Annotated in this window: 24 protein-coding genes; 16 read left to right on the top strand and 8 right to left on the bottom strand. The window is 39.6% G+C overall.

Annotated features, from left to right (window positions below):
- Positions 1–66: 66 nt before the first annotated feature.
- The 6 genes from AC1VNJ_RS11025 to lrgB all read left to right on the top strand — a co-directional run bounded on the left by AC1VNJ_RS11025 (position 67) and on the right by lrgB (position 6,766).
- Positions 67–1,389, top strand: coding sequence for an MFS transporter (locus AC1VNJ_RS11025; RefSeq protein ID WP_033578085.1), 1,323 nt, complete (start codon positions 67–69; stop codon positions 1,387–1,389).
- 35 nt (positions 1,390–1,424) lie between these two features.
- Entirely contained in the window at positions 1,425–2,855 is a 1,431-nt protein-coding gene (locus AC1VNJ_RS11020) for an amidase (RefSeq protein ID WP_482640801.1), read from the top strand.
- Between the two features lie 106 nt (positions 2,856–2,961).
- The gene (locus AC1VNJ_RS11015; protein ID WP_033578086.1) at positions 2,962–4,713 is read left to right on the top strand and encodes a sensor histidine kinase; all 1,752 of its coding nucleotides are present in this window, start codon (positions 2,962–2,964) and stop codon (positions 4,711–4,713) included.
- Between the two features lies 1 nt (position 4,714).
- Positions 4,715–5,455, top strand: a complete 741-nt coding sequence (locus AC1VNJ_RS11010) for a LytR/AlgR family response regulator transcription factor (RefSeq protein ID WP_098113872.1) — start codon at positions 4,715–4,717, stop codon at positions 5,453–5,455.
- Between the two features lie 162 nt (positions 5,456–5,617).
- The gene (gene lrgA / locus AC1VNJ_RS11005; RefSeq protein WP_028412310.1) at positions 5,618–6,052 is read left to right on the top strand and encodes an antiholin-like murein hydrolase modulator LrgA; all 435 of its coding nucleotides are present in this window, start codon (positions 5,618–5,620) and stop codon (positions 6,050–6,052) included.
- Between the two features lie 33 nt (positions 6,053–6,085).
- Positions 6,086–6,766 carry an antiholin-like protein LrgB gene (lrgB, locus tag AC1VNJ_RS11000; RefSeq protein ID WP_028412309.1) on the top strand — a complete coding sequence of 227 codons (681 nt, stop codon included), beginning with the start codon at positions 6,086–6,088 and terminating at the stop codon, positions 6,764–6,766.
- A 51-nt stretch (positions 6,767–6,817) separates the two neighbouring features.
- Here lrgB and AC1VNJ_RS10995 read toward each other — a convergent pair whose 3' ends face one another.
- Positions 6,818–7,252, bottom strand: a complete 435-nt coding sequence (locus tag AC1VNJ_RS10995; RefSeq protein ID WP_033578088.1) for a hypothetical protein — start codon at positions 7,250–7,252, stop codon at positions 6,818–6,820.
- Between the two features lie 337 nt (positions 7,253–7,589).
- Here AC1VNJ_RS10995 and nirB point away from each other — a divergent pair, with 337 nt between their 5' ends.
- Positions 7,590–9,935, top strand: coding sequence for a nitrite reductase large subunit NirB (gene nirB, locus AC1VNJ_RS10990; RefSeq protein ID WP_482640800.1), 2,346 nt, complete (start codon positions 7,590–7,592; stop codon positions 9,933–9,935).
- Between the two features lie 19 nt (positions 9,936–9,954).
- Positions 9,955–12,105 carry an assimilatory nitrate reductase catalytic subunit NasC gene (nasC, locus tag AC1VNJ_RS10985; RefSeq protein ID WP_154991712.1) on the top strand — a complete coding sequence of 717 codons (2,151 nt, stop codon included), beginning with the start codon at positions 9,955–9,957 and terminating at the stop codon, positions 12,103–12,105.
- A 49-nt stretch (positions 12,106–12,154) separates the two neighbouring features.
- On the opposite strand, the gene AC1VNJ_RS10980 is transcribed toward nasC, so the two are convergent.
- The 7 genes from AC1VNJ_RS10980 to AC1VNJ_RS10950 all read right to left on the bottom strand — a co-directional run bounded on the left by AC1VNJ_RS10980 (position 12,155) and on the right by AC1VNJ_RS10950 (position 18,067).
- Entirely contained in the window at positions 12,155–13,336 is a 1,182-nt protein-coding gene (locus AC1VNJ_RS10980; RefSeq protein WP_182028233.1) for an MFS transporter, read from the bottom strand.
- 236 nt (positions 13,337–13,572) lie between these two features.
- Positions 13,573–14,286 (bottom strand): acetolactate decarboxylase, encoded by a 714-nt coding sequence (gene budA, locus AC1VNJ_RS10975; protein ID WP_028412303.1) that lies wholly within the window; start codon positions 14,284–14,286, stop codon positions 13,573–13,575.
- A 16-nt stretch (positions 14,287–14,302) separates the two neighbouring features.
- Positions 14,303–15,982 (bottom strand): acetolactate synthase AlsS, encoded by a 1,680-nt coding sequence (alsS, locus tag AC1VNJ_RS10970; RefSeq protein ID WP_482640799.1) that lies wholly within the window; start codon positions 15,980–15,982, stop codon positions 14,303–14,305.
- A gap of 227 nt (positions 15,983–16,209) precedes the next feature.
- A complete protein-coding gene (locus AC1VNJ_RS10965) occupies positions 16,210–16,374 on the bottom strand; it encodes an aspartyl-phosphate phosphatase Spo0E family protein (protein WP_080754377.1) in 165 nt (54 codons plus the stop codon).
- Positions 16,375–17,237: 863 nt separating this feature from the next.
- Positions 17,238–17,435 (bottom strand): YwbE family protein, encoded by a 198-nt coding sequence (locus tag AC1VNJ_RS10960; protein WP_013055498.1) that lies wholly within the window; start codon positions 17,433–17,435, stop codon positions 17,238–17,240.
- Complete coding sequence (locus AC1VNJ_RS10955) at positions 17,435–17,614, bottom strand: hypothetical protein (RefSeq protein ID WP_028412301.1); 180 nt, start codon at positions 17,612–17,614, stop codon at positions 17,435–17,437. The genes AC1VNJ_RS10960 and AC1VNJ_RS10955 overlap by 1 nt, the downstream gene beginning before the upstream one ends.
- Before the next feature lie 84 nt (positions 17,615–17,698).
- The gene (locus tag AC1VNJ_RS10950; protein WP_013055500.1) at positions 17,699–18,067 is read right to left on the bottom strand and encodes a winged helix-turn-helix transcriptional regulator; all 369 of its coding nucleotides are present in this window, start codon (positions 18,065–18,067) and stop codon (positions 17,699–17,701) included.
- Between the two features lie 328 nt (positions 18,068–18,395).
- On the opposite strand from AC1VNJ_RS10950, the gene AC1VNJ_RS10945 reads away from it, so the two are divergent.
- The 8 genes from AC1VNJ_RS10945 to AC1VNJ_RS10910 all read left to right on the top strand — a co-directional run bounded on the left by AC1VNJ_RS10945 (position 18,396) and on the right by AC1VNJ_RS10910 (position 26,963).
- Positions 18,396–19,595, top strand: coding sequence for an MFS transporter (locus tag AC1VNJ_RS10945; protein WP_014461498.1), 1,200 nt, complete (start codon positions 18,396–18,398; stop codon positions 19,593–19,595).
- A 56-nt stretch (positions 19,596–19,651) separates the two neighbouring features.
- On the top strand, positions 19,652–20,608 hold the full coding sequence (locus tag AC1VNJ_RS10940; RefSeq protein ID WP_155008517.1) for an LLM class oxidoreductase: 957 nt from the start codon (positions 19,652–19,654) through the stop codon (positions 20,606–20,608).
- Positions 20,609–20,870: 262 nt separating this feature from the next.
- The gene (locus AC1VNJ_RS10935) at positions 20,871–21,797 is read left to right on the top strand and encodes an ACP S-malonyltransferase (protein WP_033578095.1); all 927 of its coding nucleotides are present in this window, start codon (positions 20,871–20,873) and stop codon (positions 21,795–21,797) included.
- A 37-nt stretch (positions 21,798–21,834) separates the two neighbouring features.
- Positions 21,835–23,487: a malonate decarboxylase subunit alpha gene (mdcA, locus tag AC1VNJ_RS10930; protein ID WP_033578096.1), complete on the top strand. Its 1,653-nt coding sequence runs from the start codon at positions 21,835–21,837 to the stop codon at positions 23,485–23,487.
- Positions 23,488–23,492: 5 nt separating this feature from the next.
- The gene (locus tag AC1VNJ_RS10925) at positions 23,493–24,350 is read left to right on the top strand and encodes a triphosphoribosyl-dephospho-CoA synthase (protein ID WP_028412296.1); all 858 of its coding nucleotides are present in this window, start codon (positions 23,493–23,495) and stop codon (positions 24,348–24,350) included.
- Positions 24,351–24,377: 27 nt separating this feature from the next.
- Positions 24,378–24,680: a malonate decarboxylase subunit delta gene (locus AC1VNJ_RS10920; RefSeq protein ID WP_028412295.1), complete on the top strand. Its 303-nt coding sequence runs from the start codon at positions 24,378–24,380 to the stop codon at positions 24,678–24,680.
- Positions 24,667–26,367 (top strand): biotin-independent malonate decarboxylase subunit beta, encoded by a 1,701-nt coding sequence (mdcD, locus tag AC1VNJ_RS10915; protein ID WP_482640798.1) that lies wholly within the window; start codon positions 24,667–24,669, stop codon positions 26,365–26,367. The genes AC1VNJ_RS10920 and mdcD overlap by 14 nt, the downstream gene beginning before the upstream one ends.
- The gene (locus AC1VNJ_RS10910; protein WP_482640797.1) at positions 26,355–26,963 is read left to right on the top strand and encodes a malonate decarboxylase holo-ACP synthase; all 609 of its coding nucleotides are present in this window, start codon (positions 26,355–26,357) and stop codon (positions 26,961–26,963) included. The genes mdcD and AC1VNJ_RS10910 overlap by 13 nt, the downstream gene beginning before the upstream one ends.
- Positions 26,964–26,992 lie beyond the last annotated feature (29 nt).

The raw sequence follows: 26,992 nt of genomic DNA, 5'->3' as shown, positions 1-26,992 counted from the left end.
AATTGATATTAATAATAAAGTAGAGCAGTTTTATAGGCAGCATATTTTTCGTAGGGAGTGAGGAAAATGAGAGGAAAGTACAGATATTTTATTATGGGTATGATCGTATTTATGACCGTAGTGAATTATATCGACCGAGGTGCTATATCGTATGCACAAGAAGCAATTATAAGCGAGTTTAACCTGAATCCTAAAACATGGGGAGGGATTTTAGGCTATTTCGGATATGGTTATATGTTTGGTGCATTATTTGGCGGAGCGTTAGCTGATAAGAAAGGACCTAAATTTGTATGGATTGTAGCAGGTATGGCTTGGTCCGTATTTGAAATAGGAACGGCTTTTGCTGGTGAAATAGGGATGGCCTTGTTTGGTGGGTCTGCTATTGCTGGATTTGCTGTTTTCCGGGTTTTATTTGGATTAGCGGAAGGGCCTACTTTTTCAACCATTAATCGTACAATGGCTAACTGGGCAGCTCCGAAAGAACGAGGATTTGCTGCTTCTATCGGATTACTTGGTACGCCGCTTGGTGCACTGTTAACTGCTCCAATTGCAGTAGCCCTGCTGTCTTTTACAGATTGGAAAACGATGTTTATTATCCTTGGGTGTATTGGTCTTGTATGGATTACGATTTGGATTAAAGTATTTACTAATCAGCCGGAAGAAAATAAAAGAGTTTCTCAAGAAGAATTAGCCGAAATACGATCCAATCAAGGTTTGCTAAAGTTTGAGAAAGAAAGTGGACAGAATGAAGAAACTGTTCCTTGGTATCACTTCTTTAAAAATCCTACGTTAGTCATGAACGCTATCGGTTACTTTGCTTTTCAATATGTGAATTTTTTAATTTTGACTTGGACTCCTAAGTATTTGCAAGATACATTTGATTTTCAATTAGGGTCACTATGGTATTTAGGTATGATTCCATGGACAGGAGCTTGCATCACCGTGCTGTTAGGAGGGAAAATATCTGATTACTTACGAGAAAAAACAGGAAGCCTGCGCATAGCAAGGTCTGGATTAGCCGTTGTCTCTCTATTTTTTACAGCTCTCTGTTTTATTTTCATTCCTACGGTTAACAGCGTAGCAGCAGTACTGACACTAATGACAATTGGAAATGCATTTAATTTCTTGCCCAACTCTGTGTATTGGACAGTAATTATTGATACAGAGCCGTCAAAAGCAGGAACGTTTGGTGGTGTTACGCACTTTTTTACAAATATCGCCACGATTGTAGCACCGACATTAACAGGTGCGTTAGTAGCTGCTAGTGGATACGGAGCGATGTTTACTGCAGCTGCCGTAGCCGCTGTTGTTGGAATGATAGCCATGATTTTTGTGAAGCCAGGAAAGCGTATTATTAAGCCTATCATTCCTGTTAAACAAAGTAGCTAACCTTATATCATAGTAAAAAGAGGAGGCATATACTTATGCATTCAGATTCTATTTTAAACATGGATATAACAACGTTATCCTTAAAAATAAAAAATAAAGAGATCTCTCCGGTAGAGATTACAGAGTGCTTACTAAATCGTATTAAAGATATTAATCCTGCTTTAAATGCTTTTATAACGATAAACGAAGAGGGAGTAAAGCAGGCGAAAATAGCAGAAAAAGAAATTATGAATAACGAGTATAAAGGAGCGCTTCATGGTATTCCAATTGGCGTTAAAGATCTTGTATACACAAGAAATATGAAAACGACGATGGGTTCTAAAATTTATCAACATTTTACGCCGGATTATGACGCAACCGTGGTAGAGAAGCTTCATCATGCAGGAGCGATTACGATTGGAAAACTTAATACACACGAATTTGCGTATGGGCCAAGCGGAGATGTTTCATATTATGGAGCCGTAAAAAATCCGCACGATACGAAGAGGATTTCAGGAGGTTCGAGCAGTGGTTCTGGGGCAGCTGTTTCAGCTGGATTATGTTATGGAGCGATTGGTACAGATACAGGAGGATCTATTCGTATACCTTCATCTGCATGTGGCATCGTAGGGATGAAGCCAACGTTTGGTCGAGTAAGTAAGCATGGTGTTTTTCCACTTGGCGAAACGTTGGATCATGTAGGACCGATGACGCGAACCGTTTCAGATAATGCTTTATTTTTAGAAACAATTGCCGGCTATGATACAAAAGATCTTTATTCAGTAAATAAGCCGACCGAACATTTTAGTAGATTCATTGGTTCTTCTATTTTTAAAAAAACGATTGGCATACCTTCTAATTTTTACTTCGATGCTTTAGATTCAGAAGTTGGGAATGCTTTAAAAGAGGCAGTGAAGTGTTTGGAAGAGCTAGGTGCAAGTGTAAAGTCTATTGAGCTTCCTATGCTGTCACAAGCATCTTGGGCACAGTCGAAAACGATTCAAAGTGAAGCCTATATGGTTCATGAGAAGCGAATGAAAGCGTATAGACAAGACTATCAGCTTCCCGTTCTTGAGAGGCTGGAAGAAAGCCAAAAAATAACGGGATATGAGTATGCAAAAGCGCAGCAAATTCGCTTACAAGCTCAGAAAGAATTTCAGCACGTATTTGAAAGTGTAGATGTGTTAATTGCTCCGACGCTACCGATTCTACCTCCTTATATGGGAGAAGAAAAAGTAAGAGTTGATAATCAGATGAAGTTAGTTCGTTCGGAGCTCCTTCGCTTAACAGAACCATCTAACTTACTTGGTTTGCCTACGCTGTCGCTACCATGTGGTTATTCTCGTGATGGGCTTCCAATCGGAATGCAGCTCATAGGACCACATTTTGCTGAAGCTGCTCTCTATCAAATCGGATACGCGTTTGAACAACATCGCCATATCCCTACACTAAAATGGAATATTCAAACACAGCCAACGTTAAGCTAAAGAAAAAGGTTCATTTTTGAACCTTTTTTCTGTTTGTTCAGCTAGATTTCTAGCAGCATCAATGTAACAATATAAAATAGAAACAGACAGCAAAGGGTGGCTAAAAATGATTCATTTATTAATTATGATGGTAGAACGAGTTGGAGTTATTGTCATTATAGGTTTTTTGCTAGCACATACAAAAGTTTTTCGGCAATTTCTCCGTAAACAGCAAGGTTATAAAGGAAAAGCTGTACTTATTTTTATTTTTTCTCTTTTTAGCATTATTAGTAACTACACGGGAATTGAAATTCAAGGAACGATTATTCGAAATGAAGATTTATTATTAAAAGTAGATCCATCAAGCTCGATTGCAAATACGCGAATTATGGGTGTGGAAATGGGCGGTCTGCTTGGCGGTCCTTTTGTTGGTTTAGGAGTAGGACTACTTGCCGGCGTTCATCGCTTTATGTTAGGTGGGAGTACGGCGTTTAGCTGCGCTGTTTCATCCGTTTTGGCAGGAGTGTTAACTGGATATATCGGTTATGCCTACCGGAAAAAACATCGAACGATTACACCGCGCTTTGCTGCACTTGTAGGCATAGCGATGGAAACGCTTCAGATGCTGATTATTTTATTATTTGCTAAACCGTTTGATTCGGCATGGACGCTAGTGAGTATTATTGCTATTCCAATGATTATTGTAAATGGTACGGGAAGCTATATTTTCTTATCTATTATTCAGTCCATTTTACGGCAAGAGGAACAAATGAGAGCGCTTCAGACACACAAAGTATTATTAATCGCGGATCAAACTCTTCCGCATTTTCGGCAGGGTCTCACTAGTGAATCATGTGAAAATGTTGCAAATATTATTCATCGCTTCACAGGTACGGACGCTGTTTCGTTAACGGATACGCACAAAATTTTAGCTCATGTGGGAGAAGGAATTGATCACCATGTTCCTTCGCACAGTTTAATTACCGGGCTGTCTCACGAAGTGCTGAAGACGGGGAAAATTATGAAAGCAAAATCGAGAGAACAAATTGATTGTCAGCATAAAGACTGCCCGCTTCATGCCGCAATTGTAATGCCGCTTACTTCTCACGGTACTACCATTGGAACACTAAAAATGTACTTTAAAGATGCGAGCGGGTTAAGCCGAGTGGAGGAAGAGCTGGCAGAAGGATTGGCCAAACTTTTTTCAACTCAGCTAGAGCTCGGCGAAGCAGAGCTTCGAAGTAAATTGCTAAAAGATGCGGAGATTAAAGCTTTACAGGCACAGGTGAATCCTCACTTTTTATTTAATGCCATTAATACGATATCGGCGCTTTGCAGACAGGACGTAGAAAAAGCTAGAAAACTGCTACTGCAACTAAGCGTTTATTTTCGTTCTAATTTGCAAGGTGCAAGGCAGCTGTTGATTCCGTTATCAAAAGAGCTTGACCATGTTCACGCGTACTTATCGCTTGAACAAGCCAGATTCCCTAATAAATACGAAATTGACATGTATATTGAAGAAGGACTAGATGATGTCTTGCTTCCGCCGTTTATTCTTCAAGTACTTGTGGAAAATGCCATTCGGCACGCGTTTCCGCGCAAACAAAAACACTGTCGCGTAGAAGTTTATATTGAGACAAAAGATAAATATGTATACGTAAAGGTAAAAGACAATGGACAAGGTATAGACACAAAACGATTGGAACTGCTTGGCAATGAGCCTGTTTTTTCAGAAAAAGGAACGGGGACGGCTCTTTACAATATTAAACAACGTTTACATGGATTGTTTGGAAAAGAAACGACACTGGAGTTTGACGTAACAGAGGGAACAGCAGTTTCGTTTGTTATACCAATTGAATTAAAAAGCGAGGGTATGTAATATGCTGCGAGTACTAATAGTAGACGATGAAATGTTAGCGCGAGATGAATTAAAATATTTACTCCACCGAACGAAAGAAGTAGACTTCATTGAAGAAGCTGAAAGTATCGAAGAGGCGTTGGATAAAATGATGGATGAAAAGCCGGATTTATTATTCTTAGATATACAATTGTCAGATGACAGCGGTTTTGATATTGCGAAAAGGCTTAAAAAAATGAAAAACCCGCCTGCTATTATATTTGCAACTGCGTACGATCAGTACGCTTTACAAGCCTTTGAAGTAGATGCAATTGACTATATTTTGAAGCCTTTTGATGAAGAAAGAGTGGTGCAGGCCATTCATAAATATAAAAAAATGCGTGTTCCTCATCACGTTGTTAAAGAAGAAGAACCGATAGGAGAGTCTTCTTCTCAAACGGGAAAGTTAGCGATTTCTGTAGACGATTCAATTGTGTTAGTAAATATAGAGGACATCTTGTTTGTAGGGCTAATAGAAGGAGAAGTCACCATTCAGACCATAACAGAATCCTACCATACTGCAGATACGCTGGCTATGCTAGAAAAAAAGCTCCCTTCTCAGTCGTTTGTTCGTGTGCACCGGGGTTATATCGTCAACGTACATCATATTTCCGAAGTACAGCCATGGTTTAATTCCACGTATAATTTAGTGATGAAAAACGATAAGCGAGTTCCTGTCAGCCGTACATATGCTAAAGAATTGAAGAAGCGTTTAGGAATTTAAGTGAGAAACAGCTTGCGTATGCATTTTAGCAGGCTGTTTTTTGCATTTCAAGGCTCGATTTTTGTAAGTGAGCACAAATATTCGACTCTTTGATTTGAAAACGCTTTCTAATGTGTTTTCATTTTATATAATGAAGTCAACAAACAGAGAGAGGTGAAAGAAATGAGTGCTAAAAAAGTGTATGGCTTTTTAACACAAGCATTTATTTTTTCCGTAATTATGTTGATTTCAGATTTTATTGCAGAGCATTTGCCTTTTCCGATGCCAGCTTCAGTTATTGGACTTGTGCTGTTATTTCTTGCACTCTGCTTGAAGATTATTAAACTAGAGCAAGTTGAATCACTGGGAACGGCTTTAACTTCTTTGATCGGATTTTTATTTGTACCAGCAGGTATTTCTGTTATGAATTCATTAGGTGTTATGCAGCAGTACGGCATTCAAATTTGTTTAGTTATCATCGTGGCAACGATTATTTTGTTAGGCGTTACAGGCTTATTTTCACAGCTTATACTTGGCATGACAAAAGATAATAAAGCAAAAGAAGAAATAAAAGATGTAGATATGAGTGAAAAAACAAAAAAACAGGGCATTGCGTAATATCAATTATAAAGAGACAAGGTGGTTGGAAAGATGAATCCGTATTTTGGAATCGTGGTTTCTTTAGCTGCGTACGGTATTGGAACGTATTTATTTAAAAAGTCAAAAGGGTTTTTCTTATTTACTCCTTTATTTGTGGCAATGGTGCTCGGGATTGCTTTTTTGAAACTTGGTCACTTTTCTTATGAGGAGTACAGTAGCGGCGGAAAAATTATCAGCTTCTTTTTAGAACCGGCAACAATTGCTTTTGCCATCCCTTTATATAAGCAAGCCGATAAATTAAAAAAGTACTGGTGGCAAATTCTTTCTTCTATTGCAGTAGGATCAGTTTGTTCGGTAGCGATTATTTTTGCGATTGCTAAAGGTATTCATATGGATGAAGTCGTGATGAAATCAATGCTCCCACAAGCAGCTACAACAGCAATTGCACTGCCATTGTCTCAAGATATTGGAGGGATTCCTGCTATTACTTCCTTTGCCGTTATTTTTAATGCAGTTATTGTATATGCACTGGGCGCATTATTTTTAAAAGTATTCAAAGTGAAAAATCCAATTTCAAAAGGATTAGCGCTGGGAACGTCCGGGCATGCGCTAGGAGTAGCCGTAGGGATTGAAATGGGAGAAGTAGAGGCAGCCATGGCAAGTATTGCAGTCGTTATTGTAGGTGTCGTCACAGTTGCCGTTATTCCACTTTTTGTTCAGCTAGTCATGTAATAAAAGCCTGAAGATGTCAGAAAACCTCTGACTTCTTCAGGCTTTTATTTGTTAATACACCACTCCAAAATGTCGTGATGCGCAGTTTTGGCAGGTTGTATGGTCAAAAAGACTCTCAGGAATGATAAATTCAAAACAAAATTGACATTGTTTGAATTGACTTTGTCTATAAAACATTGTCTCTAAGAAAATAGCTGTAATATGTTCGGTTATACGCTTATGGGAACGTTGTTCTAAAGTGGACCACGGAATAGACTGATGCTCTATGTAAATCGGAGAAGAAGTATAGGGTGTATCCCATTGAATGGCTTGATATCCAAACGTAAGGCCATGACGTGCTGCTGATGTAAATATGATCAGGTTTTGATGGAATTCTGGTAGAGGTAATTCTAGTTTTTGATCTTTAAGTGATCTCGTTTTGGAATGAAGGTTATACAATTTAATTTGAAAATGAATCCACTGAGTGGCGTGAACGGTTATTGACATGTTTTAAACCTCCAATTCAGACTCTTTCTGTTATCATAATTGATTTCAAAATAAATAAATAGTAGGCAAAAAGAAGATAACAAAATTTTATATAGAGTACTTATAAAGCGTAGAGAAAGGTAATGCAAGCACAGCATCCTTTTTTCTACCCCTTTTTAAAGCAGATTAATCTTCTATATAAAAGCCTGCTTTCAGCGAAAGGTATCGGCGTATTCATACGCTTTAAACAGATTTTAATGTTAGAAGTTATAACAAGGTCCATTTCTTTTAGAGAAGTTTATGAAATAATAAAAAATGTATATTTTACGGTCTGAATCTATGTGTTGGAGGTTTTTATATGACGAAACAAAAGCTGGTAGTAATCGGAAACGGAATGGCGGGAATGCGCTGTATTGAAGAAATTCTTATTCATTCTCCAGAGTGTTTTGATATTACTGTTTTTGGAAGTGAGCCTCACGTTAACTATAATCGAATTTTATTATCAACCGTTTTACAAGGCAGTACAAAGCTTGAAGATATTAACATTCATTCTTTTGCATGGTATAAGGAAAATAATATCACTTTATTTAAAGGAGAAAGTGTTACGCACATAGACACCAAGAGAAAAATAATAAAAACAGATAAAAACAGAGAGACGATGTACGACAAGCTTATTATTGCTACTGGTTCGAGCCCGTATATGCTCCCCGTTAAAGGTGCTGAAAAAGAAGGTGTCCTCGGTTTTCGTACCATTGAAGACTGTCAAAAAATGATTGAAATTTCTAAACGGTATAAAAAATCAGCGGTTATTGGAGGAGGTCTGTTAGGGCTGGAAGCTGCTAGAGGACTATTAAATTTAGGGATGGATGTTCAAGTTATTCATCATTCGGGTTTTTTAATGGAGCGACAGCTAGACAGAGCAGCATCTGCCATGTTAAGAGAAGAATTGGAAAAGCAAGGCATGAGTTTTCTATTAAACAAACATACGGATGAGATTATAGGGGGAAATCGAGCAGAAGGCGTCCGATTTAACGATAACAGCAAAGTTGCAGCTGATTTAGTTGTAATGGCTACAGGAGTGAGGCCAAATGTGAATCTCGCTAAAAAAAGCGGAATAGCAACAAATAGAGCAATTATCGTAAATGATTATTTAGAAACGAGCATTCCGGATATCTATGCAGTAGGTGAATGCGCTGAACATCGGGGGATGACATACGGCCTCGTTGCTCCTCTTTACGAACAAGGGAAAGTCTTAGCGCGACACCTTTGCCAAATAAAAAACGAAGGTTATGGCGGGTCCGTTCTTTCCACTCAGTTAAAAATATCAGGAATAGACGTTTACTCGATCGGAGAGTTTAAGGAAAATCAAGGTGCAAAAGCTATTACGATTTCGAATATGTTAGATGGTATATACAAAAAAGTAGTTTTTCGCGAAGGGAGAATAGTGGGAGCCGTTCTTTTTGGGGATACCAGTGAGGCTATAAAGCTATCACAAATGATTAGTGAAAAAAAGGATTTGTCGCAAGCGGAAAAAGTACAATTATTTCCTTCTCAATATGAAAAGGAAAATGCAGCAGCTTCTATGCCACTTACAGGTATCGTATGTAACTGTAACGGTGTAACCAAGGGAGCTATTATTGAAGCAGTACAGAAACATGATTTAACGACAGTAGATGAAATAAAAAATTGCACGAAAGCTTCTGGTTCATGCGGAGGATGCAAGCCCCTTGTAACAGATCTTTTAACGTATATTCAAAGCAATGAATTTGATGAAAACATTGAACAAAAAACCTTTTGTGCTTGCACATATCTATCAGAAGATGAGCTGGTAAGAGAAATGCAGCAATATCAATTTGAAACGGTTCAGCAAGTAAGAGAAATGTTAAAGTTTAAAGACATGAAAGGCTGCTCGTTATGTGAAGGCGGTCTTCATTACTATTTAAATATGATGAATCCTCATTATGAAAATAATCGACATTCTTTATTTACTACGGAGAATGAACAGGCCGTTTTGCTTCATGACGGTACTTATGCAGTGGTACCGCAAATACACGGTGGTCTGACAAATGTACAGGAATTAAGGAACATAGCAAATGTAGCTGAAAGGTACAACATCTCGAATATTCGTTTAACAAGTGATCAGCGCATTCAACTTATTGGAGTGAAAAAAGAATATCTTTCGTTGATAAGTGAGGAAATAGATAGAGGACTTCAGCAGCTATATGAACGTACAGTTAAAAATGTATCTGTTTATATAGGAAAAGGAACGTGTATTTGTCAGTATGAACCTGCTCTTGCTTTATCAAATGAATTAGACAAACAGCTTGAATACGTAAAGACCCCATGCGATATCAAAATCAGTATTGCTTCTTGTTTTCACATTACAGAGGATGTCACAACAAGTGATATAGGATTAAGAAGAATAGACAGAGGTTGGGAAATATATGCTGGCGGAAGCAGCACAGAAGCCAGAAGCGGGGAGCTGTTTTATGTGGCCGAAACGAACGAAGAAGCGATAGAAATCAGCTGTTCTTTGATTCAATATTACCGTGAAACGGGGAACTATTTAGAAGCTGTCGGCAGCTGGATCGAGCGAGTAGGAATTGTTCATGTCAGAGAAGTTTTGTTTGAGGCAGACAATCGAGAGTATTTAATGAAGCAGCTCAGCACAGAACGCTCTCGTGCAATCACATATTTATTATAGGAAAGAAGGGTGACCTACGATGACTGAGATGCTGTTGAAATATTTTCGTGAGCAGCAAAAGCAAGTTGAAACCGAGCGTATCTATAATACGCAGTGTCCTTACTGCAGCATGCAGTGCAAAATGCAGTTAGTTGAACAAACACATGTAAAAAGAAAAACGTATAAAACAATTGGAAGAGACAACCCTACTTCTCAAGGAAGATTATGTATCAAAGGAATGAATGCGCACCAGCATCCTTTGCATAAAGATCGGATTCAATATCCTTTGTTAAAAGTAAACGGAGAGTTTGTAAAGATTTCTTGGAGGGAAGCTCTTGACTATATTAAAGAGCACGTTACAGAGATTCAAGAGAAGAATGGAGCAGATGCGCTAGGTGTTTATGGAAGTGCCTCTATTACAAATGAAGAAGCTTATTTATTAGGGAAATTTGCTCGAGTTGCGTTAAAAACAAAGTATATTGATTACAATGGACGCTTATGTATGTCAGCTGCTGCTTCTGCTGCTAGTAAAACATTTGGCATGGACCGAGGATTTACGAATAGCTTACAAGAGATTCCGTTTACTGAATGTATTATGTTAGCTGGAACAAATGTTGCGGAATGTCAGCCAACGATTATGCCTTATTTTGAAAAAGCAAAAGAAAACGGAGCTTTTATTATTGCTATTGATCCAAGAGAGACAGGTACAACTAAAATAGCTGATTTACACCTGAAGCTTAAACCGGGGAGCGACGCGGCATTAGCCAATGGAATCTTGAAGGTCATTATCGAAGAAAATTATCTAGATGAACGATTTCTACAAGAACGTGTTAATGGATTTGAAGAGGTAATGCAATATGTGGCGTCTCTAGAATTTAGTGTCATTGAAGAAATAACGGGAGTGCCGCTTGAGAAAATGTATCAAGCTGCCCGTATGTTTGGTCAAAGAGAAACAGGAATGATTTTTACTGCTAGAGGGGTAGAGCAGCAAACAGACGGGAGTGCTGCTGTGCAGAACTTTTTGAATATTCTACTTTCTGTCGGGAAAATCGGTAAACCTCGCTGCGGATATGGAGCCATTACTGGTCAAGGAAATGGGCAAGGAGCCCGAGAACACGGTCAAAAAGCAGATCAGCTTCCAGGCTACCGTTCAATCGAAAATCACGAGCATCGGATGTATATAGCAGATGTTTGGAACATAGAGGAGAAAGGTCTTCCTAGAAAAGGTGTTTCTGCATATGAAATGATTGAAAAAATTCATGACGGTGAAATTAAAGGGCTGTTTCTGGTATGTTCAAATCCAACCGTTTCAAATCCAAACGCTAATTTTGTTAAGAAGGCTTTTGAAAAGCTTGAATTTCTAGTGGTAGCAGATATGTTTGAATCAGAAACGGCAAAATTAGCAAACTTAATTTTACCAGCATCCTCTTATTTGGAAGATGAAGGAACGATGACAAATGTGGAGGGAAGAGTTACATTGCGCGAAGCTAGCTTTCCGCGCCGTGGCGAAATCAAACACGACTGGGAAATACTATGTGAAATTGCTAAAGTTTTAGGGAAAGAGGAATATTTTTCGTTTTCATCAGCTGAAGAAATATTTAATGAACTGCGAATAGCAAGTAAAGGAGGAATCGCGGATTACTCCGGTATTACGTACGAACGATTACGAGCGGAAAAAGGAATTTTATGGCCATGCAGAAGCTTAACAGATAAAGGAACCGAGCGCCTGTTTGAAACACGTTTTGCTCATAGTGATGGAAAGGCGATGATGGTCCCTGTCTCGAATCAAGCTATTGTTCCTAAAGCAAAAATAACGAAAAAATATCCTCTCTATTTAACAACAGGGAGAGTGGTGTCACACTATTTAACGGGTGTACAAACGCGAAAAAGTGCATCTTTATCTGCTAGAAATTTCGAATCTTTTATGGAAATCCACCCTTCAACAGCGAAAAAATATGAAATATCGAATCAAGAATTAGTACAAATTGAATCTTCATATGGAAGGATTGTGGTAAGAAGCAAATTTTCAGAGGGCATTCGGCCAGATACCGTATTTGTTCCTTTTCACTGGGCGGATTCTCAAAATGTTAATAACCTTGTTTCTGAGAAATTAGATCCCGCCTGTAAGATGCCTGGCTTTAAAGTAAGTGCCGTGAATATTAGCCCTTCTGTAAAAAGAAGCAGTTATTAAAAATGCTGATGCAAAAAGCCTCTTGCAAAAAGAGGCTTTTTACGTAGAATCAGGCAAGGTGCTTTTGGTTAATACGTACATCTTGTTTTTTGAATCCAGAATAATTCAGTAAGAGACAGAATAGAGCAAAAAGCGCTAGTAAGGAAAAACCGACAACGTAATCTCCGCTTGTATCTTTTATAAAGCCTAGCACAATAGGAGGGAAAAAGCCGCCTACTCCTCCGAATGCTCCTACGATCCCCGTAACAGCTCCAATATTTCCTGTTGAAACAGATGGAACCATTTTAAAAACAGCTCCATTTCCGATACCAAGGGTAATGGCTGCAAGTAAGCAACCTGCGCTGAATAGCGGGAAGGAGCTGATGGTAAAGGCGATAAATAATCCTATTAGCAGCATTCCGGTAAAGACAAAGGTGAGTACTTTTTTTGCTCCGAATACATCCGATAAATATCCTCCAAGAGGCCGTACAAACGTTGCTAATACAACAAAAATAGCTGTTTTCAGCCCGCTGTCTACGGTCGATGCATTAAATTGATCGTGCAAAATGGTAGGGAGATAGATGCTGAATGTGACAAATCCACCGAATGTTAAAAAATAGAAAACGGACAAAAACCACGTTTCTCTAAATTTTAATACCGATAAAGATTCCTGCAGCGTTTTAGGAGAAGCAGCAGAAGGGTGGTCTGAAGTTCCTACCCATAATAAAAGAGCCATTAAAGCTACCGCAATTGCTAAACTCCAAAATACCCAAGGCAAGCCAAAAGAAGAAAAGATAAGTGGAATACTAAAGCTTGCTACCGCTGATCCTAAGTTGCCCATCCCGGCAATTCCTAAAATAAAACCTTGCTTTTGAGGTGAATACCATTTAGAGACATATGTAATGGAAATAGCAAATGTTGTTCCAGCCATGCCGATAAAAAATGCCCAAAAGAGCAGCATGGAGTAAGAATGAGTAAAGCCTGCACAAATGGTAGGGAGTAAAAGAGCAAGCATTGTTAACGAATACACTTTTCTTCCGCCGAAGCGATCTGTTAAAATTCCCATCGGAATCCGCATGAGTGAACCTAATAAGACGGGAGTGGCAATTAAGATACTTTTTTCAGCGTTGGTTAATGAATACATCACTTGAATATCTGCGGCGATAGGCGCGAAGACAGACCATACTGAAAAAGCAATAATCATAGATAAAGTCGAGATAAGAAGTACAGATAAGGGCCGTTTAGAAAACATTGCTTAAAAACCTCCTTTTTTATATACAGCGTAAAGCTGTTGCAATATGGTAATTATGATACTACGCTTTCTTTCTTATGTATCATTCTGTGTTAGGCTTTCTTCCGTGGTTTTATGGGAGACCTATATTACTAATAGAAATGGGAGGAAACTTAAAGATACACGAAGTGTTCATAAAAAACTCTCATCGTCATGCGCAGCGATGAGAGTTTTTTTATCAGTAAAAGTATCGTTTCTTATTCAGCCGTCGCAATTTCTTCTTCTACATCATGGTCTTCTAAATTAGCATTTAGAAATTCACTTGTTTCCGATAAATTGAGATTTAATTTCGTTTTTTTGCAAATTTGAATGGTAACATCTTGAACGGAGACGTCTAAAACATGTCCACCTTCTTTTTTATATTCATCAATAAAGTGCAGGTGATACCCGGGAACACCGATGCCTGAAGAATATTCTGGCGTGTAAAAACCTGCTAGTGTTCCATTTACATCTGAAGATGTAAATGTAGGCTGATCAGCAGCTGCATCTACCATGGAAGGATAGGGTTTCTCTTGCTTTGCAACAGTGCGAGTTTTTACTTCTTTAAACTTCCCGTCAATACGAACTGCATAGAATAAATTCGGACTGGGAATAAGCTCGTTCATTAAGGTTTCTAGTTGTTCACGGTTCATTTCCTCTTCTACACGATAAGAGATATCTTCATAAAAGGTTGTCATAATGGCAAAAGGTGTTTTTGCATCTTCACTAATAGGTGCGGCTTTCCCATCAGCAATGTGATAAAATTCTCCGTCAAAGGCAATCATTTCACCATCCAGCTGATTAAACGTGCCGATGCCGAAATCACCTTTCTTAGCTAAATCCCTGTATGTGACAACACCGTCAAATACTCCGTCCAATAAAGCAATCATAGTGGAAGTTTGGTGAATCGTTAATTTTTCTTTATTGCTCATTCTTTACTCAGTCCTTTCAGTTAATTTGATCTGGCAGTAGCTGTGTATTTAATTTTTCATTATCTTTATAATCTACAGGCACGTCGATGATAACGGGGCCTTGTTCACGAAAAGCGCTTGCTAGAGTGTCCGAAAATTCTTCTGGTGAGTTCACTCTAAATCCTTTGGCACCAAAACTTTCAGCAAGCGTAACAAAGTCTACACTCCCGAACTCTACCGCAGATTTTCGGCCATATTTAATCTGCTGTTGAAAGCCAACCATATCGTAGGTTTGATCGTTCCAGATAATGTGAACAATTGGTAAGTTTAACCGAACGGCTGTCTCGAGCTCCATAGCTGAAAATAAAAACCCGCCGTCTCCAGACATGGACAGAACTTTTTTATGGGGGCGAACGAGTGCAGCTGAAATAGCCCAAGGCAAAGCAACACCTAGCGTTTGCATGCCGTTGCTGAATAGTAAATGCTGAGGTTCATAGGAACGAAAATAACGAGCCATCCATATGTAATGCGAACCAACGTCACATGTGATGGTAGTATCATCTTCAACAAAGTCCTGCAGAGCTTCAATTAACTGTAGGGGATGAAGGTGAGTGTCATTAGAAAACTCGTACTGATCGTCAGGTTGTTCAAGTTTGCTTTTTAGCGTTTTTAAAAAAGAAGCACTTTCTTTTGAACGTATTAAATGTGGGAGTTTATCCGTTAATGTGTCGATGGTGCTTGGGATATCCCCTACTAACTCAATTTCCGGCTGATAATGGTGGTCGGCTTGTGCTTGTACATCATCTAAATGAATAATGCTTCTTTGACTTTCTGAGTTCCAAAGAGAAGGAGGGTATTCAATTGGGTCATATCCGATTGTTAAGACGACGTCAGCATGCTTCAATAAGACGTCTCCAGGCTGATTGCGAAAAAGACCTACTCGTCCAAAAAAGTGAGTTTTAAGCTCTCGTGAAACAGCTCCCGCACCTTGGAACGTTTCTACGACAGGAAGGTCATGTTCTGCTACGAGTTGACGGATTGATTCCACTGCTTTAGATTTACTTGCTCTCATACCTAAAAGTAAAACAGGTAGTTTTGCTGTGCGAATAGTGTGTATAGCTTGGGCAACAGCGTCTAAATTAGCAGCGCCAATCGTAGGAGTTTTTAGAAAGGATAGAGTGGAAGCTGATGTTTCGCCATCCATTACATCCTGCGGCAAGCTGACAAAAGATGCTCCTGAAGGAGAAGAAACAGCTTCACGAAAGGCGTCTGTTATCACTTCTGGAACGTTTGCAGCATCTTCTACCTCAACGCTGAATTTGGCGATAGATTTAAATAGTCCTTCATTGTCCATTGATTGATGCGTCTTTTTTAATCGATCTGCTCTTGGAACGGCTCCTGCTAGGGCTACCACTGGATCACCTTCAGAAGTAGCAGTGACAAGGCCAGTGGCTAAATTAGCGGCACCTGGACCTGATGTGACAAGGCAAACGCCCGGCATACCTGTCAATCTTCCCATAGCAGCTGCCATAAACGCAGCATTTTGTTCGTGGCGGCAAACAATTACTTCCGGTCCTTTTTCTTTCAAAACATCAAATACGCCATCAATTTTGGCTCCTGGAATGCCAAAAATATAAGGCACATTCTGATTTGCTAAACTTTCTACTAGTAAATCGGCGCCTTTTTTTGTTTCGGTAGTATCAGCATTACTCATCATGCATTCTCTCCTTTAAGTTTCTTAAATAAGTTTTAAGGCCTACTGATTGAATACCCAATTTGTATGACAACTAACCAAAGGAAAGGAGAAGGTTTTAATTTTCTAAATAAAAAACTTCCCTAATTAATTAGGGAAGCAGAGATGTACCTATTGCGAATAAAACACATCTGTTTTATCTGTAGGTTTATGGTACTTGGGGGATAGCAAGTGAAAGTCCTACGCGGCTCTTATTTGGTATGGTTAAAAAGCTTTTGGTAACGAACAATTTTTTGATCTAGCTTTTGACTTAATTTTAAGATCTCACCGTGAGAATAGCTGCTTGTTTTCTTAGCTAATTGGTAAATATCTGATTGTAAGGCTCGAATTTCTTTTTCTAACTGTGGTTGCTTCATTGAAATCCTCTCCAAGTCAGAATACTTCTATCTTCTATCTTTTATCTAATAGTATGAAATTCCTTCATATTTGTAAAATGTTTTTTGTTTTGAAAAATATGAAATAGGTAAAGAGCTGCTGACAAGCTTTGTCGAACACTTTTTTTACCTATTTTCAACAAATATGATATACTAAGGCTAGGAAAAATGACAATCCGGAGCGCACGTTCAGTTATTCTTAACAAGCGAATGAATTCTTAGCTTTGACAAGTTTAACTTGTAAGGTGAAGAAATTCATCACATAATCTTATTAGATCTGAACCTTGTTAGCCCGGATGAGGATTTGTCGAAAACGATTCACTAGAAAAAACCTTCGAGACCGCCAACTCGGAGGTTTTTTTATTTTTGTGTATGGGAAGTAAAAAAAAGACATAGACTAATAAAGAAAAAGGTCCTGCACCCATAATCGGCCGTAGTTGATTACACCTTGTCCATTTCTGCAAGGAAGCTGTCTTTTTACTATAGGGAAGTGCCGCCAAACACCATTCCCTAAAGACAATCAGCACACGAGCCTTATGGATGAAGAACCCTTTAGACGATACTTATCGGTGATTACTTATTTTACTACTGGAAAAATAGCAAAATAAGAGCGACTATGGCTCCTAAAAGCTCCACGTAAGCCGTTAGGAGCTGAACATTCTCAGCATCTAGGAAAAATGACTTGAGGATTCGTCTCAGACTATCCACCACCTTTTTTTTCCTTGCGTGAGTTCCCAAGGGAAAGAAAGGGGACGACAGTGCTTCTTTATTTTAACAAAAGTAGGAAATGATAAGTAGATTTATTTGAAGTGTAAATTAAAAAAGCATGTAAAATACATGCTTTTTTAATTTGGGTAAATTTCTTTTATGCGTCCGACTTGTCCATCTGTTAAACGAACTTTGATACCGTGCGGGTGAAAGCTTGAATTGGTCAGAATGTCTTTGACCGTTCCGTGTGTAAGTTTTCCAGAACGCTGATCTGCTTTTAAAACAATGTCGACTTCAATTCCAGGGGCTACGTCTTTTCTATTTTGTCCGTTCATTATACACCTGTTCTCTTTCGCTGATTATTCGTTTTTTTGGTTTGTTGACTCGTCAGCTTTTTGGTTGCTTGATTGGTACTGCCGTTCTTAGCTTTACTTGAAGATTGATTTTTCTTATTAGCAAGCTGCTGTTTGATAGCATCTTGAAGGCTAATTTTCTTTTTAAGTTGTTCTGTCATAAAGGTTCCTCCTGAATACGTACATCGTCTGAAAAAATAAAGAAAGTAAGGGAATGAAAAAGCTGACTATCTAGTCAGCTTTTTTTAATTAGAAACAGTGACTTCTTCTACAGGCTGCATAAGTACAGCTTCTTTATCAGGGTACGTTTTTTCAATATGATGTTCTCCCCAAGAGCATAGTGAATCAAGAATGCTTTTTAAAGACCATCCGTAATCTGTTAAAGAATATTCTACTCGAGGCGGCATTTCATTGTACATTTTTCTAACAATGATGCCGTCTGCTTCAAGCTCACGAAGCTGCTGCGTTAATACTTTTTGTGTAACGCGCGGCATAATTCTTTTTAATTCTCCAGGGCGTTTTGTCCCTTTAATTAAGTGGCAAAGAATAACGACTTTCCACTTGCCTCCAATGACTTCTAATGCCGCTTCCACTGGAATATTATATTTTTTCACGTTAACAACTCTCCTTGTTCTAGAGATAACGGTTAAATGCATGGTTTCGCATTTTTTCTGATGTTTATCATACCACTATAGCGCAGAATTTTCTAGGTGTAAGCATTTTTTTAGAATACCCAATAGTTCATGACTTTAGTATTTACGCTTATTGTAACCTCCAGGTACCTATATCACTTGAAAGTGCGTACTTTTTCTTTGGTTTTACATCGCTCATAATAACAATTGTTGATGGCCGGTTAGCGAATATATGAAGGGTACCTAAGCTAATCAGCTGTAAGAGAAGCTATTATAAAAAGTTATTATAACGAACAGGAGGCGTTAAGAAGTGAATACACTTTCACAAACACAACAAAGTAAAAAAAGCGGTGCTTTGCCGCTATTAGCGCTAGCTATTAGCGCCTTTGGAATCGGGACAACAGAGTTTGTTCCAGTAGGTTTATTATCATCGCTTGCAGATGATTTAAATATTTCCATTACACTAGCAGGGTTATTAATTTCAGGGTACGCAATGGGAGTTGCATTTGGAGCGCCCGTATTAACAGCATTAACAAGTAAAATGAGCAGAAAATCATTGCTGATGCTATTAATGGTTATTTTTATCGTAGGAAACTCAGTAGCAGCTTTATCAACAAGCTTTGGGCTGCTGCTTATAGCACGAATTATTACTGCATTTTCACACGGGATTTTCTTTTCTATCGGTGCGACTATCGCTGCTGATTTGGTGCCGGAAGATAAGCGGGCAAGTGCCATTGCTTTAATGTTTACAGGTTTGACAGTTGCAACTGTTACAGGTGTTCCACTTGGTACATTTATCGGACAAGCTTTCGGCTGGAGAGCAACATTTTGGGGAGTAGCGTTACTTGGCGTTATTGCCATTATTGCCAGTGCTCTTTTAGTGCCTAAAAACTTAAAAGAAGCGCCGCCGGCAAAGTTTAGTGATCAATTAAAAATTTTGAAAAACGGGCCGCTTTTACTATCGTTTGCTATTACTGCTTTAGGTTATGGCGGAACGTTTGTAGCTTATACGTATTTAGCACCTATTCTTGAAAAGTTAACAGGATACGCACCAAGCGCAGTTAGTATCTTGCTATTAGTATACGGCGTAGCAGTAGCCATCGGAAATACGATTGGAGGAAAAGCTGCGAATAAAAATCCGTTAAAAGCATTATTTTGGATGTTTTTAATTCAAGCCGTTATCTTAGTTATTTTATCGTTTACTGCATCGTTTAAAGTAGCGGGAACAATTACGATTTTTGCCATGGGCTTATTGGCATTTATGAACGTACCTGGACTGCAAGTGCTGGTCGTGAACTTAGCTGAAAAGTATGTTCCTTCAGCAGTAAACGTAGCCTCTGCGCTGAATATTGCTGCATTTAACGTTGGAATTGCTATTGGTTCTTTTGTAGGCGGCCTGATTGTTGATTCCATTGGTCTTGTTCATACTCCTTGGATTGGAGGAGTGATGGTTTTAGGAGCGGTCTTATTAACCGCATGGAGCCGCTCAATAGAAGCAAAAGCAAAATAAAACAGAGATCATCGCCTTTTGCGATGATCTCTTAGCTATAAAAGGAGAGGAAGCAAATGACTGCATTTCAACATCATAAGGCGTATCGTCGTATGTACAAGGAGAATGAGTTAACGTTAGGTTTGCATATGCCGCTTGAAAATTATCAGTATGCCACGCCTACGATGGAGAAACAAGTAGAGCTCACGCAGCTTGCAGAACAATATGGATTTACAAGCTTATGGTTCCGTGATGTCCTTCTTCAAGATCCATCATTTGGCGATCCAGCCACGGGTCAAATTTATGATATGCTTATTTATTTGACTTACCTTGCCAGTCAAACAAAAGAAATTGCTCTCAGTACATCTGCTATTGTGCTGCCTTTACGCCATCCGCTTCGTGTAGCTAAAGAAATGGCAACCATTGATCAGCTTTTTCCTGAGCGTTTGATTATGGGCGTATCCTCTGGAGACCGTCAAGCAGATTTTCGAGGGTTAGGTATTCCTCATGAAGAAAGAGGAAAGCGATTTGCAGAGGCTTTTCATTATTTAGAAGAAGCGTTAAATAAAGAATTTCCATCTATCCAGTCTGCTTTGGGGTCCATTCAAGGAGCAAATGTTGTTCCTAAGCCAACGAAACGTATTCCAACGATGATCACGGGATACAGCCAGCAAAATATGGAGTGGTTTGCACAGCATGGAGACGGCTGGATGTATTATCCTCGTCATCCGCATTTTCAAGCAGAAGCCATTAAACAGTGGAGAGAACTGGTTGATATCTATCATCCAGGCGTTTTTAAACCTTTTACACAACCTATGCATCTAGATTTGGCAGAAGATCCAAATGAAATGCCAACGCCAATTCGTTTAGGATTTCGAGCAGGGCGTAATACATTAATTGAGCTTCTTTCTATTTATAAAGAAATAGGAGTTAACCATCTCTTTTTTGCTCTTTTTGATAGTAAGCGTCCGGCTGAAGAAGTCATACATGAGCTTGGTGAAGAAGTGCTTCCGCATTTCCCGTCTCATATGTAGCAAACAAAAAGAGGCTGAGACAAAAGCAGTTTACTTAAAGGAAAATCCGAACGATGAATCGTTCGGATTTTTTCATTTATCCAATTCGCTCATCTTTAGATTCCAGATTCCATTGATTTCGTTATGTCTAACTCTTTTTTTATATAGATTTCAAGTTATAGGATATATAAGAAATATGTATTAGAGTTATTGATTCTATGTTCTTTATAATAAAAGTATCCATTATCTCCTTGGGTGATATAAAGTCGAAAGGAGAAACACGATGAGTGTTGCATTTCTATTTCCAGGACAAGGTGCACAATATGCTGGTATGCTTCATGATATAAAAAATAAATGGGGATTAACGACTACGTTTGAAGAAGCAAGTGAGGCTTTAAATCAAGACGTATTATCGTTAGATTCGTCAGAAAAATTAAAATATAATAAAAATGTTCAGATATGTCTTTTTATTGCAGGAGTGGCTACGGCTAGGTCGTTTAAAAACAAAGGTTACTCGCCAGACGTGGTAGGAGGGCATTCAATAGGGGCGTTTGGAGCAGCAGTTATATCTGAAGTGTTATCTTTTAAAGAAGCTCTTTTTCTTGTGGGAAAAAGAGGGGAACTGATGGGAAATGCCTATCCTGATGGTTATGGTATGGGGGTTGTAATGGGACTGCGCGAACATCAGCTTCTCTCTATTGTACATGAAATATCCACCGATGCAGCTCCTGTTTACGTAGCGAATCTAAATGCTCCTGATCAAATAACGCTTTCTGGCACCTTAAAAGCAATTGAGGAAGTTCTTGAAAAAGCATCTAAAAAAGGGGCTAGGAAAACCAAAATGCTTCATGTAACGGTGCCTTCTCACTGTCCTCTTATGGAAGGAGTTTCGAGCGAATTACGAAAAATAATAACGGAAGTGAAAGGAAAAGACCCGATCGTTCCTTTTATAGGTAATTGTAAAGCTCGGAAATTATGGAAAGCTGCTGATATTAAGGAAGATCTGGCAGCGAGTGTTGCCCTGCCCGTCCGTTGGCATGATATGACGGAAGTTATGTATGAAATGGGTACAAGATTATATATTGAAATGGCTCCAGGAAGAGTACTAACGGATTTGACTGCTAAGAGCTTTCCGGAAGCAAGGGCTATTTCTGCAGCCGAATCTACTATGAAATCTGTGTTAATTTTAATGGAGAAAGAAAAAATGTAAGCGCATTAATTTAGGAGTAGAAGAAAGGAGCTAGAACATGAGTGGAATAAAAAAAACTTCAAAATCATGGACAACCCGCCGAGATCAAAAAGCAGCTCGCCTTGCGAAAATAGACCAACTTCTTAAAGGAAAGTTATTGGATAATGAACACATTATTGAAGCGTTAGAATTGCTTATATCACCCGGAGATAAAGTAGTGCTTGAAGGAGACAATCAAAAGCAAGCATCTTTTTTATCAAAGGCGCTGAATGAAGTAAGCGCTGATAAAATAAACGGTCTTCATATGATTATGTCTAGTATTTCACGCCCGGAACACCTCGACATATTTGAGAAAGGAATTGCTGAAAAAATTGATTTTTCGTACGCCGGTGCTCAAAGTCTTCGCGTATCTCAAATGATTGAAGATGGCACGTTGAAAATGGGAGAAATTCATACATATCTAGAGCTTTACGGACGCCTTTTCATTGATTTAATTCCCAATATCGCATTAGTGGCTGCCGATAAAGCGGATGCACAAGGTAACTTATATACAGGAGCAAATACGGAAGAAACGCCGACGATTATCGAAGCAACAGCGTTTAAGGACGGAATTGTCATTGTGCAGGTAAATGAACTTGTTGAAGAACTTCCGCGAGTTGATATTCCGGCTTCTTGGATTGATTGTATCGTCGTGGCCAATCAGCCTTATCAATTGGAAGCTTTATTTACCCGAGATCCTCGTCATATTACAGAGCTCCAAATTCTAATGGCTATGATGACGATTCGAGGTATCTATGAGCGCCACAGCGTACAATCATTAAATCATGGCATTGGCTTTAATACAGCTGCAATTGAGCTTTTGCTGCCTACCTATGGAGAAAAGTTAGGGCTGAAAGGTAAAATATGCAAGAACTGGGCTCTGAACCCTCACCCTACGTTAATTCCGGCTATTGAAAGCGGATGGATTGAGAGCGTACACTGCTTTGGTGGAGAAGTAGGAATGGAACAATACACAGCAGCCCGTCCAGATGTATTTTTTACAGGACGCGACGGCAGCCTGCGCTCAAACCGTGCGATGTGTCAAGTCGCTGGTCAATATGCGGTAGATGCTTTCGTGGGATCAACTTTGCAAATAGATGGAGAAGGAAATTCTTCTACCGTCACATCTGGACGTTTATCAGGGTTTGGCGGAGCGCCTAACATGGGGCATGATCCTAGAGGCCGACGGCATTCTACGTCTGCTTGGTTGGATATGATGAACGATAAGCATGAATTAGCAAGAGGCAGAAAGCTAGTTGTACAAATGGTTGAAACCTTTCAATCAGGAAATGAGCCTGTTTTCGTTGAGTCTTTGGATGCGGTAAATGTAGCTAAACAAGCAAACTTAGCTACTGCTCCTGTCATGATTTACGGGGATGATGTGACACATGTCGTGACTGAAGAAGGAATTGCTTATTTATATAAAGCACAAAGCTTGGAAGAAAGAAAAGCAGCGCTTGAAGCAGTAGCGGGGGTAACGCCTATAGGGTTACGGCACAACCAAAATAAAGTGGAAAGAATGCGCAGAGATGGCTTAGTGGCTTTTCCGGAAGATTTACAGATTCGCCGTACGGAAGCAAAGCGTTCGCTGTTAGCGGCGAAAAGTGTAGAAGATTTAGTAGAATGGTCAGATGGTTTATATAATCCGCCTGCTAAATTTAGGAGCTGGTAAAAAATATGCGTATTCAAGAAGAGCCAAAAACAACTGTGTTTTCTTCATGCCTGATAGCTAAAATGGCAGTTACCGCTTTGGTTGATGAAGCGGTACTTACACCTAAGCCGGGGCTTGTAGATGCAGCAACAACTGGATCTCATCAAGATATGAATATTGAGACGCTGCTAGCCTCTGCTTATGCTTTACAACCGACCTTCTCACAGATTGCATTATATAGTCAAGGAAAGCAGCCGAGTCAGATGCTAAGGGAAGAAATTGCTCGAATTGGACGCGAAGGTGAACAAATTATGTACGCGGCTACGGATGGTGTCAATACACACAAGGGAGCTATTTGGGCATTAGGTCTACTTGCTTCTGCAACAGCGGTTTGCGGTATTCAAGCATCACCTGCATCCATCACAGAAGCTGCAGGAAAAATTGCTCGTTATGCAGATCGCTTTTGTACTCTGCATTCATCTAATGGACTTCGTGTGAAAAAAAAGTATGGCGCAAAAGGAGCGGCTGGAGAGGCGAAGCAAGGATTTCCTCACGTGATTCATATAGGCTTGCCTGCTTTACATAAGGCTCGCAAGCTAGGCATACATGAAACATCAGCGCGGATTGATACTTTAGTAACACTAATCGCCAATCTTGATGATACGTGTATTTTGCATCGTGCTGGTCCAGTTGTATTAGAGGAGGTTAAAATGGCGGCATCCAATGTGTTAGAAGTTGGAGGGGTATCTACATCAATAGGAAAACAGCGGCTGGAAGCGTTAGATCATATTTTTCTATCATCTAACGCTTCTCCAGGTGGAAGTGCAGATTTGCTGGCTGCTGTATTATTTTTAGATCGAATATCTCTTTTTAAAGAATCATAAACGTCTGCAGGGAGGAGTGAGTGGCTAATGGAAACGTTAGTGTTTAAATACAAAGCCGATCGAAAGTTAACTCAGCGCGCACATGTAGGCGTTGTTGGTTCAGGGGATTTAGAAATCTTAATGGTTCCTTCTGATGAAGAACATGCTCACGTATCAGTACGAACAGGAAGTGAAGGGTTTAGTGAAACCTGGAAAGCCGTATTAGATCGGTTTTTTAGTGCTCATATGATTCAAGCGAAAATTGTAATTAATGATTTCGGTGCTACGCCCGGTGTAGTCGCTTTGCGTCTTGCACAAGCTTTGGAGGTGAGTGAAAATGGGAGTGAATAATCAAAGCTTTATTGAGTTAAATGGAAGAGAACGAGCCCAGGCAATCTTAGATCAAGGTACATTTCGTGAGCTGCTCGGCCCTTTTGACGGGATCGAGTCGCCTCATTTACCTAAGCAAAATATTGTTCCTCAAAGCGATGATGGTGTCATCATAGCAAGTGGGCTAATAGCAGGGGAGCCAGCAGTTGTCATTTCAATAGAAGGAGGATTTCAAGGGGGAGGCATTGGTGAAGTATCGGGAGCTAAAATTGCAGGAGCTTTAGAATTAGCTCTTAATAATCACAAAAAAGGTGTTCCTGTTAGACCTGTTTTTCTATTCGATACAGGAGGGGTAAGGCTGCAAGAAGCGAATTATGGACTTTTGTCGATATCTGAAATTGGCTCAGCGGTAGTTGCTCTGCGTGAGCATACACCTGTTGTCGGAGTTATTTCAGGAAATGTAGGCTGCTTTGGAGGAATGTCTATCACTGCTTCACTCTTTAGTTATCTCATTATGACAAAAGAAGCAAGGTTTGGTCTTAACGGCCCGGAAGTGATCGAACAAGAAGCGGGGGTTGAAGAGTTTGATGCAAGAGACCGAAGCTTAATCTGGAAAACGATTGGCGGTATTCAACGCTATGAAACGGGGTTTGCAGATACATTAGCACAGGATGATGTTACTGCTATTCAACGAGCGGTTCAAGAGACGTTTCAAAAAAAAGAAAAAGTAGCTAGTAAAACAGAACAAGTAGATTTTTATAGGCATTTGCTTAGCAAGGTTGATCCTTCAGAAAAAATGGCTCCTTATCAATTTCAAGAATTGTATAAAGCAACAAAAAATGAACATATCCCTTCAGCAGTCTCTTACTCGTTGAACGAAGTTCCAGGTAGCATGCCTAACAGCCGCGGTCGCGTGTGGATTAACGCTTTAATAAATGATGAAGAAGCAGATTTTGAAATTCCTTCCGTTCTTTATAAAGACGCACTGCTAGGAAGAGAAAGGGTCCGATATATATCGGTTGTACCTAATCCTTATAATCGTTTCTTACGTGCACGAAAAGGGGAAGTAGGACTAGATGAAGGATGGGCAATTGCTAAGCACGTTCGTGAAGTAATACAAGAAGATCGAAATCAATCTCCGCGCCCTATAATTGCCATTGTGGACGTACCGAGTCAAGCGTATGGCTATCATGAAGAACTTCTAGGTATTCACTATGCTTGCGCTGCTGCAGCTGATGCTTATGCAGCAGCGCGCTTAGCAGGTCATCCGGTTATTACGTTAATTGTCGGAAAAGCAATTTCAGGAGCATTTTTGGCTCATGGATACCAATCGAATCGAATTTTGGCTTTAAAAGACGAAGGAGTGAATGTTCACGCCATGTCCAAACAGTCGGCAGCGCGCATTACTAAAAGAAGTATAAAAGAACTTGAGGAAGCTTCAAAGAAAGTCCCGTCCATGGCTTATGATATTAAATCATTTGCTTCACTTGGCGCTTTATATGAGCTGGTTAGCGGTATTCAAGCAGAGCAGCCCACAGAGCGCGACGTTCAAATGATTCAAGATATTTTAATTGGAGCAGTAGAAGATGTTCGCTGTGAAGGTGTATACGATTTAAGCAGCCGGCTGCACAGTGAGCAAGCAAGAAAGGAAGGGCGAAAAGCTTCTTTATGGGTAAGAGGTGAGTTGGAAAAACAATGGAATATATAGCTCATGATTTGCTTCAGTTAAAAGAGGAAGCAAAGCTTATCAGTTATACACCTATCCCCCAGTGGGTGGAATATTCATTAGCCAAGGCTCCATTTGTAGTGGTAAGGCGTGCTGTTCACCGAGATAAACTGATACCTATTGGAGTAAGAGGAGAACGAAGGAATCAGCGTTTTGGTGCTTTTTTATCTGAGGAGGCCATTAAACGAACAATTAGGCCGGAAAATCTCGTTTCATTTTTTCAAAACGCCCAGTCTAGAAACATGCCAGCTATACGCGCTTTGGAAGAGGTGGCTATTATTTTTGAAAAATTTGCGTGGGGACCAACCGGCAGTGTAGGGTTCGAGCTTGCAAGCGGTGAAGAAGTTGTCACGACAACCAGTGATTTAGATGTACTTATTCGCCTTTCTTCTTATTTGTCGGTGAAACAAGCGGAAATGATAGTCAGTAAGCTAAAGAGATGCCCAGTTTCTGTAGATGTACAGGTAGAAACAGAAAAAGGAGCCTTTTCTCTAGCGGAATACGCAAAAGGCGAAGAGACGCTGCTTCTGCGTACTGTATATGGTCCTGCCTTAGTAAAACTGAATCAATTAGCATAAAAGACGGATGAGGGATTTGCACCTTTTCC

The organism is Priestia sp. 3CA3 (assembly GCF_056836725.1).
Note: the sequence above shows the minus strand (reverse complement) of the source record. Positions and strands in the feature narration are given on the sequence as shown.